This window comes from Tsukamurella ocularis (assembly GCF_965138335.1).
Classification (GTDB): Bacteria; Actinomycetota; Actinomycetes; order Mycobacteriales; family Mycobacteriaceae; genus Tsukamurella; species Tsukamurella ocularis_A.
Genome location: NZ_CBCSDV010000038.1, coordinates 1 through 15,584, shown reverse-complemented (window position 1 = coordinate 15,584; position 15,584 = coordinate 1). Strand labels below are relative to the sequence as shown.

General features: G+C 70.6%; 13 protein-coding genes and 1 pseudogene. 10 read left to right on the top strand and 4 right to left on the bottom strand.

Annotation, left to right across the window (positions count from 1 at the left end):
• Positions 1–38: 38 nt before the first annotated feature.
• The 3 genes from recF to dnaN are packed head-to-tail and all read right to left on the bottom strand — an operon-like array spanning position 39 to position 3,344.
• Positions 39–1,241, bottom strand: a complete 1,203-nt coding sequence (recF, locus tag ACNAYW_RS22390; protein ID WP_415851832.1) for a DNA replication/repair protein RecF — start codon at positions 1,239–1,241, stop codon at positions 39–41.
• A gap of 17 nt (positions 1,242–1,258) precedes the next feature.
• Positions 1,259–2,143: a phosphogluconate dehydrogenase (NAD(+)-dependent, decarboxylating) gene (gene gnd / locus ACNAYW_RS22385; protein ID WP_415851831.1), complete on the bottom strand. Its 885-nt coding sequence runs from the start codon at positions 2,141–2,143 to the stop codon at positions 1,259–1,261.
• 37 nt (positions 2,144–2,180) lie between these two features.
• Positions 2,181–3,344: a DNA polymerase III subunit beta gene (gene dnaN, locus ACNAYW_RS22380; protein ID WP_415851830.1), complete on the bottom strand. Its 1,164-nt coding sequence runs from the start codon at positions 3,342–3,344 to the stop codon at positions 2,181–2,183.
• Between the two features lie 445 nt (positions 3,345–3,789).
• Here dnaN and ACNAYW_RS22375 point away from each other — a divergent pair, with 445 nt between their 5' ends.
• Positions 3,790–4,671, top strand: a complete 882-nt coding sequence (locus ACNAYW_RS22375) for a hypothetical protein (RefSeq protein WP_415851829.1) — start codon at positions 3,790–3,792, stop codon at positions 4,669–4,671.
• A 30-nt stretch (positions 4,672–4,701) separates the two neighbouring features.
• On the opposite strand, the gene dnaA is transcribed toward ACNAYW_RS22375, so the two are convergent.
• Complete coding sequence (dnaA, locus tag ACNAYW_RS22370; protein ID WP_415851828.1) at positions 4,702–6,195, bottom strand: chromosomal replication initiator protein DnaA; 1,494 nt, start codon at positions 6,193–6,195, stop codon at positions 4,702–4,704.
• 634 nt (positions 6,196–6,829) lie between these two features.
• On the opposite strand from dnaA, the gene rpmH reads away from it, so the two are divergent.
• The 9 genes and pseudogenes from rpmH to ACNAYW_RS22325 all read left to right on the top strand — a co-directional run.
• Positions 6,830–6,973 carry a 50S ribosomal protein L34 gene (gene rpmH, locus ACNAYW_RS22365; RefSeq protein WP_081585940.1) on the top strand — a complete coding sequence of 48 codons (144 nt, stop codon included), beginning with the start codon at positions 6,830–6,832 and terminating at the stop codon, positions 6,971–6,973.
• Between the two features lie 89 nt (positions 6,974–7,062).
• Positions 7,063–7,464, top strand: coding sequence for a ribonuclease P protein component (rnpA, locus tag ACNAYW_RS22360; protein ID WP_415851827.1), 402 nt, complete (start codon positions 7,063–7,065; stop codon positions 7,462–7,464).
• Positions 7,461–7,721 carry a membrane protein insertion efficiency factor YidD gene (yidD, locus tag ACNAYW_RS22355; RefSeq protein ID WP_415851826.1) on the top strand — a complete coding sequence of 87 codons (261 nt, stop codon included), beginning with the start codon at positions 7,461–7,463 and terminating at the stop codon, positions 7,719–7,721. The genes rnpA and yidD overlap by 4 nt, the downstream gene beginning before the upstream one ends.
• Positions 7,722–7,828: 107 nt before the next feature.
• Positions 7,829–8,974, top strand: a complete 1,146-nt coding sequence (gene yidC, locus ACNAYW_RS22350) for a membrane protein insertase YidC (RefSeq protein WP_415851825.1) — start codon at positions 7,829–7,831, stop codon at positions 8,972–8,974.
• A 47-nt stretch (positions 8,975–9,021) separates the two neighbouring features.
• On the top strand, positions 9,022–9,570 hold the full coding sequence (locus tag ACNAYW_RS22345) for a Jag family protein (RefSeq protein WP_415851824.1): 549 nt from the start codon (positions 9,022–9,024) through the stop codon (positions 9,568–9,570).
• A 173-nt stretch (positions 9,571–9,743) separates the two neighbouring features.
• A complete protein-coding gene (gene rsmG, locus ACNAYW_RS22340; protein ID WP_415851845.1) occupies positions 9,744–10,406 on the top strand; it encodes a 16S rRNA (guanine(527)-N(7))-methyltransferase RsmG in 663 nt (220 codons plus the stop codon).
• A gap of 2,942 nt (positions 10,407–13,348) precedes the next feature.
• Entirely contained in the window at positions 13,349–14,263 is a 915-nt protein-coding gene (locus tag ACNAYW_RS22335) for a ParA family protein (RefSeq protein ID WP_415851823.1), read from the top strand.
• 2 nt (positions 14,264–14,265) lie between these two features.
• Positions 14,266–15,306 (top strand): ParB/RepB/Spo0J family partition protein, encoded by a 1,041-nt coding sequence (locus tag ACNAYW_RS22330; protein WP_415851822.1) that lies wholly within the window; start codon positions 14,266–14,268, stop codon positions 15,304–15,306.
• Between the two features lie 6 nt (positions 15,307–15,312).
• A pseudogene (locus ACNAYW_RS22325) lies at positions 15,313–15,584 on the top strand (acetyltransferase); the annotation flags it as partial.

Below are 15,584 nucleotides of genomic sequence, written 5' to 3'. Positions count from 1 at the left end.
ATTTGGGGACGAACAGTGGAACTGTACGCGGCAGTGACCTACACCGCAGGAGACGGCCCCGGACGGCCGGAATCCGTTTCGGCCAGGCGGGAGACGCGCGCGTCGGCCGGGCCCTCGACGGTGACGGCGAACGTGGCCGCCCGCAGCGCGGGCGGCAGGTCCTCCGGCACCGCGGCGGTGACGATCACCTGCTCGGTGCCCGCCGCCACTTCGGCCAGCGCGGTCCGGCGCTTGGCGTCGAGCTCGGCGAACACATCGTCGAGCAGCAGCACCGGCTCGGAGCCCCCAGCGCGCAGGAGCTCGAGCGAGGCCAGCCGCAGCGCCAGTGCGTACGACCAGGACTCGCCGTGCGAGGCGAAGCCCTTGGCCGGCTCGTTCCCGAGCCGCAGATCGAGGTCGTCCCGGTGCGGGCCCACGAGGCACACGCCCCGGTCGATCTCCCGCTGACGGGCGGCGGCCAGGCCGCTCCGCATCAGCTGCTCCAGCTCGGCGACCGAGGCGGCGGCGGGGTCACCGTCGAAACCCTCGAAGAGGGCGCTCGTGTACTCGACCGTGGCGGCGCGCGAGTGCGGCGCGAGTGCGGCGTAGGCCACCGTGAGGTGCGGCGCGAGGGAGGAGACCACCTCGAGCCGGGCCGCGAGCACCTCCGCGCCGAACCGAGCGAGCTGCTCGTCCCACACGTCCAGGGTCGCGAGCATGGAGTCGGCGTCGGGTCCGCCCCGGCGCGCCGCAGCGTACGCGGTCTTGAGCAGGGCGGTGCGCTGCTTGAGCACCCGCTCGTAATCGGCCTTCTCGGCGGCGATGCGGGGTGTGCGGAGGATCGCCAGATCGTCGAGGAAGCGGCGGCGGCCGCCCGGCTCACCGCGGACCAGAGCCAGGTCCTCGGGCGCGAACAGCACCGATTGGAGGATGCCGAGCAGTTCGCGCGGCCGGCGACAGGGCGCGGTGTTGATCCGCGCCTTGTTGGCCCGGCCGGCGACGATGTCGATCTCCGCCGTCAGCTCGCGGCCCGCGTTGTGCACGGTCGCCGCGACGGACGCGCTCTCCGCGCCGACGCGGATGAGCGGCTGGTCCGTGGCCACCCGGTGCGAGCCCAGGGTCGCGAGGTAGTTCAGGGCCTCGACGAGGTTGGTCTTCCCGAAGCCGTTGCGGCCCACGAAGACGCTGACGCCCGGTTCCAGGTCGACGGTGACGTCGTCCCAGGACCGGAAGTCGTGCAGGGTGAGCCGGCGAACGTACAAAGGAGCGGTCGGCCCCGCTAATCCGCGCGTCGCACGGCGTGGCCGCCGAATTGGTTGCGCAGCGCGGAGACCGCCTTCATGGTGTCCGAATCGTCCTGCCGCGACTGGAATCGCGCGAACAGCGCCGCGGCGATCACCGGTGCGGGCACCGAGTGGCGGATCGCCTCCTCGACGGTCCACCGGCCCTCACCCGAATCCTCGGTGTAGCCGGTGATCTCCTGCAGGCCCGGGTCCTCCTCGAGCGCCTTCACCAGCAGGTCGAGCAGCCAGGACCGCACGACGGTGCCCTTGCTCCAGGCCCGCAGGGTGCCGGCGACGTTCTCGATGAGCGGCTCCGCCTCGAGGAGGTCGTAGCCCTCGCCGTAGGCCTGCATGAGGCCGTACTCGATGCCGTTGTGGATCATCTTGGCGTAGTGGCCGGCGCCGACGGGTCCGCTGTGCGCGAAGCCGTCCTCGCGCACGCCCTCGGGGCGCAGGGCGTCGAAGATCGGCATCGCCCGCTCGACGTCGGCGTTCGATCCGCCGACCATGAGGCCGTAGCCGTTCTCCAGGCCCCAGACGCCACCGGAGACGCCGCAGTCGAGGTAGCCGATCTCCTTGGTGGACAACAGTTCCGCGTTGACCTGATCGTCCGTGTAGCGCGAGTTGCCGCCGTCGATGACGAGATCGCCGGGCTCGAGGATCTCGGCGAGCTTGCGCACCGTCTCGCGGGTGATGTCCCCGGCCGGCACCATCACCCACACCGTGCGGGGCGCGGTCAGCGACTGGGCGAGCGCCTCCAGCGACGGCACATCGGTGACCTCGGGGCGCGGATCGTATCCGATCACCTCGTGGCCGGCGTTGCGGATCCGCTGGCGCATGTTCGCGCCCATCTTGCCCAGACCGATCAGACCCAACTGCATGTTCGCGGCACCCTTCCGTGCGGAGACGACGGTTCGATCAGCCGGGCAGGCGCACCGGCATCAGCAGATACGTGTACGGGCTCTGCGGCGCGGGGAACGCTCCCGAGTCGTCCGGCTCGTAGCCATTCTCCACCGCCGGTCGAAGGACCGCAGGCCGACTCGGCGTGGTGAACCCGAAGGTCACCGACTCGGTGTGGATGGCCGCGAGGCCGTCCAGCAGGTAGCCCGGGTTGAACGCGATGGTCAGTGCCTCGCCCTGGAAGTTGGCGGGCAACTCCTCCTCGGCCTTGCCGGCGTCGTCGCCGCCCGCCGAGAGCCGCAACGATCCGTCGGAGAACTCCATCCGGACCTGCGCGCCGCGATCGGCGACGAGGGCCACGCGCTTGATGGCCTCGAGCAGCGGCGCGATCTCCATGGTGGCGATGGCGGTGTGGGCGGCCGGCAGCAGCTGCCGGAACTTCGGGAAGTCGGCGTCGAGCAGGCGGGTGGTGGTCCGACGGTCCGCGCCGACCACACCGAGCAGGCCGTCGGCCCCGACGGCGGAGCCCGCGCCCAGCGCGATGCCGACCTCGGGATCGACGGCGAAGGTCTTCGCCGCCTCGGACAGGGTCTTCGCCGGCACCAGGACGGCGGCCTTGACGTCACCGGACGCGGGCTGCCAGTCGAACTCGCGAACCGCGAGCCGGAACCGGTCCGTGGCCGCGAGGACGACGCGCTCGCCCTCGATCTCCACGCGGATGCCGGTCAGCATCGGCAGCGTGTCGTCCTTGCCCGCGGCGATCGCGACCTGCGCGATGGCCTCGGCGAACGTCCCGCGCTCGATGGCGCCCGTCTGCTGCGGCAGCTCGGGCAGCTGCGGGTAGTCCTCGACCGGCATGGTGGGCAGCGAGAACTTCGCGCTGCCGCAGGTGATCGCGACGCGGGTGGTGTCGAGCTGCACGTCGACCGGCTTGTTCGGCAGGGCCTTCGTGATGTCCGCGAGCAGGCGACCGGAGACCAGCGCCTGGCCCTCGTCGGCCACCTCCGCGCCGACACGCACCCGAGCGGAGACCTCGTAGTCGAATCCCGAGACGGTCAGCCCGTCATCACCCGCGGTGAGCAGGACGCCGCCGAGAACCGGCACCGGAGGGCGGGACGGCAGGCTGCGCGCCACCCACGCGACGGATTCGGCGAACTCCTCGTGCGGGACGCGAAACTTCATGCCGACGGGGCCTTTCGGTGGGGGTCGTTCGGGTACGGCGTGGCGGGCACGACCGTGAGGTCTTCGATGCTATAGGAGCGGAGCCGATCCGGTGCACGCCGGATGGAACTACCGGTCCGGGGGCGCGGAGCGCGCCGGACCTTCACGTCGCCTCTTTTCAGAAGAAGTAATCAGTGAAGAAATATGTCATCGTCATAAGGCCTGTGGAGGATGTGGAAACTCGTCGTCGATGCAGCGCGGGTCGCGTGTCGGGGTGTTGACGACGCGCCGCAGGGATTGTGGAACTACATCGATGTGATTGGTGATGAACACCGCCTGTGGAAACCTGTGGATGAACTCTCCCCAGGTCACTCCTGGGATTTCGAGGTTTTATCCACAGGCTGTGTGCAGTACTGGTGAGTAACTCACAGTTCGCTCGCTGACGCGCGGCGCGTACGGTGTGACCATGGGATATCCGGATCCGCAGCGCCCGGGAGAGCATCCGGGCGGACAGAACTACCCCGTCGGCCCCGGCACGCCGAATGTGCCGAAACCGACGCGTGAATACGAGCGTCCGGGCGATCCGGACGCCGCGCAGGTGCCGCCGGCGCCCGTGGACGGGCCGCCCGCGGGCCCCGTGGGCCCCGTCGGACCCGGTCCCTACGACCCGCCCACGCAGGCGTACGACGGCGGCTATCAGCTCGGGTACGCGCCGGGCGCCTACAGCGACCAGTACGGCGCTCAGCCGCCGCAGGGTCCTCCCCCGGGCCCCGGCGGCCCGGGCGGCGGTTCCGGCGGCGACGGGGGCGGTTCCGGCGGCGACGGGGGCGGTTCCGGCGGCAACCGGAAGCTGCTGTGGATCGCCGCGGCCGCGGTGGTCTTCGCTCTCGTGCTCGCGGTGATCGTCGCACTCGTGGCGACGAGCGGCTCCCCGGAGAACACGGCCTCCTCGCAGACCACCACGACCGCTCCCCCGACGACGACCACGACGAGCTCGAGGCCGGGTGGCATCACGCTGCCGAGCGGCGTCCCGTCGGGCATCTCGATCCCGCCCATCTTCGGCGGGGGCTCGAGCACGGGCCCGGACGCCCGTCAATGGCGCGTGGAGGTCAGCGGCAGCGGCTCCGCGCAGCTGGTGACGGTGGGCGTGCCCGACACGAATCTCTTCGGTTCGCAATCGCTTCCGTGGTCCAAGGAGTTCACCTCGGACTCGTTCATGGTCACCGTGACGGTGCTCGGTTTCACGGGCGACGTGAGTTGCTCGATCACGCGCAACGGGAAGGTCGTCTCCGAGGAGAGCAGCACCGAGGGCGGCGGCGGGCCGCTCATCTGCTCGGCCGGCCGCTGACGGCCGCCGCGGTGGGTGCCGGGCGGGCGGCTACTGGCTACGGCGCTTGACGCGCGTCGTGAGCTCCTGCACCTGGTCGTAGACCCGGCGCCGTTCGGGCATCTCCTTGCGGATCTTCCGCTCGGCGTACATGACCGTCGTGTGGTCGCGGTCGAAGATCTGCCCGATCTTCGGCAGCGAGAGCTCCGTGAGCTCGCGGCACAGGTACATGGCGATCTGCCGCGCGTGCGTCACCGCCCGTGCCCGCTCGGTGCCCTTGAGATCGGCGACCGAGATCTCGAAGTACTCCGCCACCACCGAAAGGATGGTGCTGGAGGAGATCTCGATGGTCGTGGTGTCCGGCACCAGGTCGCGTAGCACCATCTCGGCGAGCTCGTAGGTCACGTCGGTCTGGGTGAGCGAGGCGAAGGCCGTCACCCGGATGAGCGCGCCCTCCAGCTCGCGGATGTTGCGGTCGATGCGGGTCGCGATGAGCTCCAGCACGTCCGGCGGCACATGGATGCGCTCCATCTGCGCCTTCTTGAGCAGGATCGCCATGCGGATCTCCAACTCGGGCGGCTGCACGTCGGTGATCAGGCCCCACTCGAACCGCGTGCGCAGCCGATCCTCCAGCGTCGCCAGCTGTTTCGGCGGCCGGTCGGAGGAGACCACGATCTGCTTGTTCGCGTTGTGCAGCGTGTTGAACGTATGGAAGAACTCCTCCTGGATGCCCAGCTTCCCCTCGAGGAACTGGATGTCGTCCACCAGCAGGATGTCCACGTCGCGATAGCGCTGCTTGAACTGGACCTGGCGGTCGTCCTTGAGCGAGTTGATGAAATCGTTGGTGAACTCCTCCGTGGACACGTACTTCACGCGCATCCCGGGGAACAGCCGGCGGGCGTAGTGGCCCGCGGCGTGCAGCAGGTGGGTCTTGCCGAGCCCGGATTCGCCCCAGATGAAGAGCGGGTTGTAGGCGCGGGCCGGCGCCTCTGCGACCGCGAAGGCCGCGGCGTGCGCGAACCGGTTCGAGGCGCCGATGACGAAGGTCTCGAAGGTGTACTTCTGATTCAGGCTCGAGCCCGACGAGCCGGTCATCGCGGTGCCGTTGGCGGCCGGGCCGGTCATCGGCGGGGGCAGCTGGACCGACGGCGACGGTGCTCCGGGCATGCCGGCCGCGATCTCGCTCACGGGGACCGTCAGATCCGCCGTGCTGGGGCCCGAGGGGCCCTCGGTCGGCGTGGCGCCGACGGGGGCGGCGGGTGCGGCCGGCGGTGTGGCGTCGGGCGAGATGCGCACGCCGAGCTCCACGTCCTGCCCCAGGCGTGTGGTGAGCGCCGCCACGAGCGGCTCGCGAAGGCTGCGCTCGATCGCGTCCTTCATGAGTTGGGAGGGCACGGCCACGAGCGCGAAGCCCTCGGTCAGCGTGAGCGGCTGGACCAGCTTGAGCCAGGCCTTCTCCTGCTTCGTGAGGGTGCGATCGGTGTTGTCTCCGCAGAGCTCGTCGACCACGGCGGTCCACGTCTCGATCAGCGGATCAACGGTCATCAGGTCCTCCACACCGGGTTTGAAAGCCTTCGGTCTCCGGCTTCCGACCGGCGTACTCGTTCACACGTCAACGGCGAGCTGTGCATGATCGCACCCCACACGACCTGCGAACGAACTGTACTCCACAGGTTCATCCACAGGTGTGGAGGACTCGGAATACAGGTGTTGTCAGCCGGTGTCTTCGGCTGGGAATGACGTGGTCGCAGGACTGCGGGGTCAGCGCTCCGGTGGCACCGGATTACGGTGCAGCACCGAGCCCGCTACACGCCCGGAACCGGTCGGTCCGAAGCTGCCGTGCTCGGGGTCCACGGGGCGCCGCGGCCGTGCTCAGCAATCGCATTCGGCAAAGTTAACAGAGTGGAGCGCGGTCCTCAACACAACGCACATTCCCGCAGGATGTCGTGGGATGTCGGCGACCATCGGCGTGTCGCCGACCGGTGATTGTGATGATCGTCACGCTGCCCCGGGGGCGTCGGTTTGACCTTGTCAGTGGGGATAAGTAGTCTTGACCGGTCTGTGCGCACACCGATTCGTCGGGTTGGTTCGACCTCAAGTCGAGCTTCATGTGCCGCCGAGAAGTTTCCATCCATCGAGACGACGCACGAGCGCCGTCCACTGAACAAGGAGTGTCACCGTGGCCAAGGGCAAGCGGACGTTCCAGCCGAACAACCGTCGCCGCGCGCGGGTGCACGGCTTCCGTCTCCGTATGCGCACCCGTGCCGGGCGCGCCATCGTCTCCTCGCGTCGGACCAAGGGTCGCGCGAAGCTGACGGCCTGATTTTCCCTCGTGCACAGCGCCACCGTGTGCCGGTCCGTCCGGTCGCGGTGGCGCTGCTGCACAGGTGATGGAGAAGGCAGACCACTGACGTGTTACCCGCCCGCTACCGCATGAGCTCGTCGCGCGACTTCGCCGCGGCGGTCAAAGGCGGCAGACGTGTGGGCCGCCGATCCATCGTGGTGCACGTGGCGACATCGACGAACACGAGCCCGGTCCCCGCTCTCGAGGGGGGACCGGGCCTCGTCGTGTCCGTGGGCGACCCGGTGACGCCGGCGCCCCGTATCGGCCTGGTGGTGTCGAAAGCCGTGGGCAACGCGGTGATTCGGCACGCGGTCGCACGGCGGTTGCGCGCCGCCGTGGCATCGGTGGCGGGCGAATTGGACGACGGCGCTCTCGTGGTGGTCCGCGCACTGCGCGGCGCGGTGGACGACGACGCCAACGAGTTGGCGGCGCAACTGCGTTCGGGTCTGACGAAACTGGGCGCACTGTGACCGGGGCGGAGCGGACGAGCGCAGGGAGCGCGCTGCGGGCGGCGCCCCGGCGGGCATTGATCTCTCTGGTGCAGGTGTACCGGACGTGGATCTCCCCCATGCGGCCACCGACCTGCCGGTTCACGCCCACCTGCAGCGAGTATGCGGTGGAGGCGCTTTCGGCGCACGGAGCGGTCAAGGGTGTGTACCTCAGTACCATTCGTCTGCTCAAGTGCGGACCGTGGCACCGCGGCGGTTGGGACCCCGTCCCCGAATAGCCCCAGCCGCCACCGGCTTCCACCCCCAGATGCGCGAATGTCCGCGCCCGCGAACCTGTTCGAAATAGATCGGCAAGGAGCACCGCCCCGTGTCAAGTTTCAATCCGATGTCCTTGGACTACGTGTACTACCCGGTGTCGGGCATCATGTGGGTCTGGCACAAGGTCTTCTCCTTCGTGCCCGGCCTGGGTGCCGACAGCGGGATCACGTGGGCCCTCTCCGTGATCTTCCTGGTGCTCACTCTGCGCGCCATCCTGTACAAGCCCTTCGTCCGGCAGATCAAGACGACCAGGCAGATGCAGGAGTTTCAGCCGCAGATGCAGGCCCTGCGGAAGAAGTACGGCAAGGACCGGCAGAAGCTGGCCCTGGAGATGCAGAAGCTGCAGAAGGAGCACGGCTTCAACCCGCTCCTCGGTTGCCTCCCCGCGCTGCTGCAGGTGCCGGTGTTCATCGGCCTGTTCCACGTGCTCCGTTCGTTCAACCGGATGGCCGGCGGCACCACGCAGATGTTCGGCTCGCCCGACATGTCCGCGTACGCGACCCGGCACACGCCGAACTACTTCTTCTCCGCGACCGACGTGGAGAGCTTCCTCAACGCCCGCCTCTTCGGCGTCCCGCTCTCCTCGTACATCCAGGAGCCCGTCGCGCAGTTCCAGGCGTTCATGCCGGTGGGACCGGACAACGCTTTCATCGAGCCCGACTTCCAGCGCTCCTGGATCATCGCCCTCTCGGTGCCGCTGATGATCGTGGCGGCGCTCGCCACCCACTTCAACTCGCGCGCCTCGATCGCCCGCCAGCCCGTCGCCTCCCTGGACAACCCGCAGACGGCGATCATGAACCGCCTCATGCTGTGGGTCTTCCCGCTCGGCGTGCTCGTGGGCGGCATCTTCCTGCCCGTCGCCATCCTGATCTACTGGGTCACGCAGAACATCTGGACGTACTTCCAGCAGCACATCGTCTTCGGCCGCCTCGACAAGGAGGACGAGGAGAAGAAGCGGATAGCGCAGGAGAAGCGCGCCGAGAACGCCCCGAAGCCCGGTGTGAAGCCCAAGAAGGGCGGCGCGGCGACGTCCCTGACGAAGGCCGCGGAGACGGTGGCCGACGATGCCGACGGCGCGGCCGCCGAGGCGGAGGCGGCACCGTCGAAGCCCACCCCCGGCGCCAAGCCGAAGCCCCAGCACCCGTCCGCGAACGCCCGGCAGCAGCAGCGCAATCAGCAGCAGCGCAACCGGAACAAGAAGCGCAAGCGCTGAGCGCGACGCCCACGAACCCCTGATGATCGAATTCCCAAGGAGTACCCATGCCTGACGACGTGACCGTCGAGGAGGAGCAGACCGTGACCGAGGCTCCGGCCGAGGCCCCGGCCGAGAGTCCCGCGGACGAGGACGACGAGCTGGTCGAGGAGGGCGAGATCGCCGCCGACTACCTCGAGCAGCTGCTCGACATCCTCGATTTCGACGGCGACATCGACCTCGACGTCGAGGGTGGTCGCGCCATTGTCGCGATCGACGGCGGCGAGGACCTGGCCAAGCTGGTCGGCCCGCGCGGAGAGGTCCTGGACGCGCTGCAGGAGCTGACGCGACTCGCGGTGCAGCAGTCCACCGGCGACCGCAGTCGCCTGATGCTCGACGTGGCCGGCTGGCGCGCGAGCCGGCGCACTCGCCTGTCCGCTCTCGGCGCCGAGATCGCGCAGCGCGTCGCGGAGTCCGGCGAGAAGGAGTCGCTCAAGCCGATGACGCCGTTCGAGCGCAAGATCGTGCACGACGCCGTGGCCAAGGTCGATGGTGTGCGTTCCGAGAGCGAGGGCGCGGAGCCGAACCGTCGCGTCGTGGTGCTTCCCAACGCCTAGACTGGACGAAGGTGAACGATGGGTCCCGGGCCGTGCGCCTGGGGCCCATCGTCGTTTCCGGGTGGGGACCCGCCCGCGAGTGATGAGCATGAGTGTGACAGGAGAGGTTTCACGTGGAACGGCGCGACGAGGTGGCGGAGAACCCCGCCGACGGCGAGGCGGCTGCGGACGCGCTGCCCCCCACTCCCCCGATCGCGCGGGAGGTCTTCGGCGACCGACTCGGGCTGGCTGAGGAGTACGCCCGGGTGTTGGCGACCGACGGCGTGGTCCGTGGGCTGATCGGACCGCGGGAGGTCCCGCGGCTCTGGGAACGCCATGTGCTGAACTGCGCCGTCCTCGGTGAGCTCCTCGAGGCGGGCGAGACGCTCGTCGACATCGGTAGCGGTGCCGGCCTCCCCGGCGTACCCGTCGCGATCGCGCGGCCGGACGTCGAGGTGATCCTCGTGGAGCCGTTGTTGCGACGCGCCGTCTTCCTCGAGGAGTTCTGTGGGCCCCGCCTGCCCAACGTGCGGGTGGTCCGTGGCCGTGCCGAGGAGCGCTCCGTGGTGGACGAGGTCGGCGGGGCCGACGCCGTGACCTCGCGCGCGGTCTCCGGCTTCCCGAAGCTGGCGCCGTGGTCCGCTCCCCTGCTCCGTGACGGCGGCCGGCTGCTCGCACTGAAGGGCTCGCGCGCCGCCGAGGAGATCGAGGAGCACGGCGCGATCCTCACCAAGGCCGGTCTGCGCGACCCCGAGGTCGTTCTGTGTGGCGTCGGCATCGTCGATCCCGCGACGACGGTGGTGCGCGCGGTTCGCCGGGCGCCCGTGAAGAAGAAGCGATCGAAGGCCCGGCGCTAGGCCAAAAACGGACATTTGGGTCGCCGTTTTGGCGCACCCGAATACCCGCGGGCCGTTTCGACACGTGACACATGGTTGGATCTACGGGGCTCGTGAACGTCCCGGCAACCGCCTGATTGGTACGTCCGTCAGAGAAATTCGTCGACGGACGCGCCCCCCTCCTCCCCCGCCGAGCGTGTGGATGGGCACCGCGGCGACCCGCTGCCGGCGTCGGCGCGCTGTGCGCGCCCCTCGCTTCCACCGCCCTCGATCCGCTGGAGCGGCGACTGCCCGTGCGGCAGGGCGAGGTGACGCCTGGCGGCCGCCACCAGCCCGCCGCCGGAGGACGGTGAGCGAGGCGGTCGCTGCCACGCGACGTGGATCGGACTGTCGACCGAGTCGGGTGGCCCACCGATCGCCCTTGCGGTCGGCGCGCGCTGGGCATCGCTCGGTGAGCCCGTGACGCCCGGCGTCGACACGCGCATCGTTCCCCCGACGGGTCGAGCTTCGCAGCGATCCGCGTGGGCGGGTCGACGCGTCACGGACCCGACCCGGGTGCGGTGTCTGCTCGCCCTCATCGCGCCGAGGAGAGGGGCGCGGCGTGAAGGTTCCAGACGGCGTCGTTCGCCGCCGCGGCGAGCCCGCGAACCCTGGCGCGAGTCGATGAGCGTGAAGTTCCGACGGACGCGCGAGCGGGCGCCAGCCGCTGGTCGGGAGAACCCGCTCGTGCGGTCCGGCATCGGTCCCGGCGACGACTGTTCGCGGCGTGGCTGCGCTGTCGGTAGGAGGGGTCCAACGTCCCGCCGTGCTGTGCGGGCTGCGCCTCGCCGGAGATCCGCCGGCCATCGAACGACGCCGGCAGGCCGCGGTCCGTGGTTGGGCTGGGGTGTGGCGAGCTCTGCGCGGAGCGGTGGAGACAGCGGGCCACGGTGCACCGCGCGCTGGCGGGCTCGCGTCGAGGAGCGCGCCCGCAGTCCTCCCGGACGGACGGCGATGTCGTACGCGGGCGGAGGATGGCAGCCGTGGCCGCCGTCGCCGGGGTGCCTGGCCGCGATGCCACTGACCCTCGGGTGCGGCGTTCCGATCGCTGCGATCGCGCGGCCCGCGGGCGGACGGATGGCGTCGCGCGGACGCGGTTCGCGGTGGGCCGCCCCGTCCTGTCGCAGAGGTGCACATGCTCCCTGGGCATCCGGGGGCAGTCGTGCGGCAGCGTCCACAGCGGTGCTCAGGTCACGCGCCGGACGTGTCGATCCGTGGGTGGCGCGGAGTCGATCCGACGGTGGAGCCAGCGAGCGGCGGCTCGTCGAGGAGCCGGGGCACGTCTCGATGCGCGACGTTTCCCGTGAAACAGTGACGCGACCGTCCGGGGTCGGCGGCGAGCGAGACCGGGCACGCCCACTCCCCCGCATCGTTCGGAGAGAACGGGTCGGGCGTCCGAGCGACGTCGCGCCGTTTCACGTGGAACCTCGCCGGACGCGCGGGACGGGCGGGCGACACGAAGACGACGGGTGCGATGGCCGTGTTCGCCGCGGAACGCAGAGCGCGATCCTCCGTGGGTGGACACGGGGTAGGTCGCGTGACTCGCCCGTGCGGCGGGCGGGAGGACCGCACCGCGTCGACGCGCGATGCGGCGCCGGCGCAACACGCCAGAAGTGGGTCCGCGATCGGATGACAAGCATCGCCTCTGCCATGTACGCCGCGTCGGTGCACGGCCCGTCCCGGGCGGCCGTGGCGATCACGAGTGAGGGGCGTCCGCGTCCGGTGCGCCGGTGTGGGGCACGGTGGCGGCGCGCGTGGTCGCGTGCCGGTGTGCGGCGGGAGCCGCATCGGTGTCCGTGCGCTGTCGCACGAGGAGGAGTCCGCGCTGCGCCGCGTGATCGGCCGGCACCGGTCCGCGCGAGCTGTTTCACGTGGAACACCGGACGGCACGCGCGGCGTTCGCGCGGGCTGCGATGCGGTCGCCGTGCCGCGATGGTCGATACGGCGGGGCGGGCGCGGCCGTGTGGCGTTGTGGCCGGGCATGGACCGCGGCGAGCCCTCGGCGCCCCTCCCCCCGAGGAAGGCGTCGCCACACAGACTGGGGGACGGCCGACGCGAGTCGGACCCAGCGGCCGGGAGGTGCGGACCCGAGAGACGAGGACGGCGCCGCCGCCGTGCACGACGTCCAGCCGCCGCCGCGCTGCAGTGGCGCATCGCGCGCACCCGAGGGGCGGCCCGGACGATTGCGCCGGGGAGAAACACGCCGGGGAAGCAAGGCGGGGAGGCACACGGCGCCGATGAACCGAGGCAGCGATGAATGCCGGCGATGACGAACCCGCGCACCGACGAACCGAGCACGGATGAAACCGGGCGCGGACGAACCGCGCACGGACGAACCCGAGCACCGGCGAAACCGGGCGCGGACGAACCGCGCAGCGACGAACCCGAGCCCCGGCGAAACCGGGCGCGGACGAACCGCGCAGCGACGAACCCGAGCCCCGGCGAAACCAGGTGGGGACGAACTCGGACAGCGACGAACTCAGGCGCGGAGGGAACAGTGGCCGCGACCCGCCGAACACATCGCGGTGGCGCGCCGCGCGCGACGGGGACCGGCGTCTCTTCGCGCCACCGTGAAGCGTCACCACCGCGACGTGATCGCGTCACCGCGAAGGGCCACCACCGCCACGTGATCGGGCCACTGGGACAGCGCCACCACCGTCACGCGATCGCACGTACCGGTCCGTCGGACCCCGACGCACGCGACGGCGGACCGAGTATCGGGCCCGGGCCGTCGGCTCGGGATTCTGTCCGGGAGGCGGCCGAGGGCATCGTCAACGGAGGAGCGGTCACGGAGGAGCCCCGATGTTTCACGGGAAACCGGCGCGCGTCGACGAAGCGGCGCGCGGATCCGCGCGCGTCGTGGAGGCCGGGCTGACGCACCCCGAGGGAGAAACTAGGATGGGGGCAACAGCTGAGGAGAGCGCGTGACTGATCACGAATCCGGCTTCGACGTTTCACGTGGAACCACTGAAGACGACACCCCCATCGCGGCGGCCGCCCGCCGCGCCAGCCAGGTCCTGACCCCCGGAGCGGCGGGCACTCTGCCCAAGCCTCTGGAGCGCCGCGTCCTGACGATCGCCAATCAGAAGGGCGGTGTCGGCAAGACCACCACCGCTGTGAACCTCGCGGCCGCGCTCGCGCTGCAGGGGCTCCGGGTACTCGTCGTCGATCTCGATCCCCAGGGCAACGCCAGCACGGCGCTGGGGGTCGATCACCGCTCGGGCGTCCCGTCGACCTACGAGCTCCTCCTCGGGGAGACGACGCTGGAGGAGGCGATGGCGCAGAGCCCCCACTCGCCCAACCTCTACTGCGTGCCGGCGACGATCGACCTCGCCGGCGCCGAGATCGAGCTCGTCAGCATGGTGGCCCGCGAGACGCGTCTCAAGAACGCGCTCGGCAGCGCCGCCGCGGAGGACATCGATTACATCTTCATCGACTGCCCGCCGTCGCTGGGCCTGCTCACGGTCAATGCGCTCGTCGCCGCCAAGGAAGTCCTCATCCCCATCCAGTGCGAGTACTACGCGCTCGAGGGCGTGGGGCAGCTGCTCCGCAACATCGAGCTCGTGCAGTCGCACCTCAACAAGGACCTCCACGTCTCCACCGTGCTCCTCACGATGTACGACGCGCGGACCAAGCTCGCGGACCAGGTGGCGGCGGAGGTGCGCAACCACTTCGGCGACCGCGTGCTCGGCGCGACGATCCCGCGCAGCGTCAAGGTCTCGGAGGCACCCGGCTACGGCACGACGGTCCTCGATTATGACCCGGGCTCGCGCGGAGCGATGAGCTATCTCGACGCGGGCCGCGAGCTCGCCTTCCGCGGCGCCGGGCAGGCGGTGTAGTCATGGCCGGGCAGAAGAAGGGCGGCCTCGGCCGCGGGCTCGCCGCACTCATCCCCACCGGACCCGACGAGGGCCCGCGGCTCGGCAGCGACGCCGCCGACGTCATCATCGGCGCGCGTCCCAGCAGCCCGGCCCGGCCGCCGGGCGAGGGGCCGGTCGACAAGCCCGCGCGGCGGGCACCGTCGAAGGTCGGCACGGAGGAGGCGGCACCGTCGGACCTCGCGGAGTCCGGGGCCGTGTACCGGGAGATCACCCCGGCCGCGATTCAGCCGAACCCGCAGCAGCCGCGGACCGTCTTCGACGAGGAGGGGCTCGCCGAGCTCGTCCACTCGATCCGCGAATTCGGTCTCATGCAGCCGATCGTCGTGCGCCCGCTCCCCCAGCCGAAGGGCGAGGTGCGGTATCAGCTCGTTATGGGCGAGCGCCGCTGGCGCGCGAGCCAGGAGGCCGGCCTCACCGCCATCCCCGCGATCGTGCGCGAGACCGCCGACGGGGACATGCTCCGCGACGCGCTCCTGGAGAACATCCACCGCGTGCAGCTCAACCCGCTCGAGGAGGCGGCGGCCTATGCGCAGCTGCTCGAGGAGTTCGGCGTCACCCACGACGAGCTCGCCGCCCGCCTCGGGCGCTCACGGCCGGTCGTCACCAACACGATCCGCCTGCTGCGGCTCCCGGTGGCCGTGCAGCGCCGCGTCGCCGCCGGCGTGCTCTCCGCCGGCCACGCTCGCGCGCTCCTGGCGCTGGAGGCCGGCGTCGAGGCGCAGGACGCGCTGGCGGCCCGGATCGTCGCGGAGGGGCTGTCGGTGCGCGCCACCGAGGAGGCCGTCACCCTCGCGAACCGTGGCGACGGCACCGTCGTGCCCGCGGCGCCCCCGCGCCGGCAGCCCGCGGATCCCGGCCTGCGTGAGGTGGCCGACCGGATCGCCGATCGCCTCGACACGAAGGTCACCGTCTCGATGGGCAAGCGGAAGGGCAAGATCGTCGTGGAGGTCGGCTCCGTCGACGACCTCGAGCGCATCGTGGCCCTGCTCGCCGAGAAGTGACCGGACATGGCCCTGACGATCGTCCCGCTCACCCTGGGTGGCTTCGACGACCTCCCGCGGCACATCCGCCGCTGCGTCTACTGGGAGGTCGCGCCCGACGGTGAGTCGCTGACCGACACGGAGTTCGACAAAGAGGCGTGGCTGTCGATGCTCATGCTGGAGTGGGGCTCCTGCGGGCAGGTTGCGATCGACCACGCGAACGACGGCACCGAACGGGTCGTGGGCGTGGCCTTCTACGCCCCGCCGCGCAGCGTCCCCCGCGTCTCGGACTTCCCCAC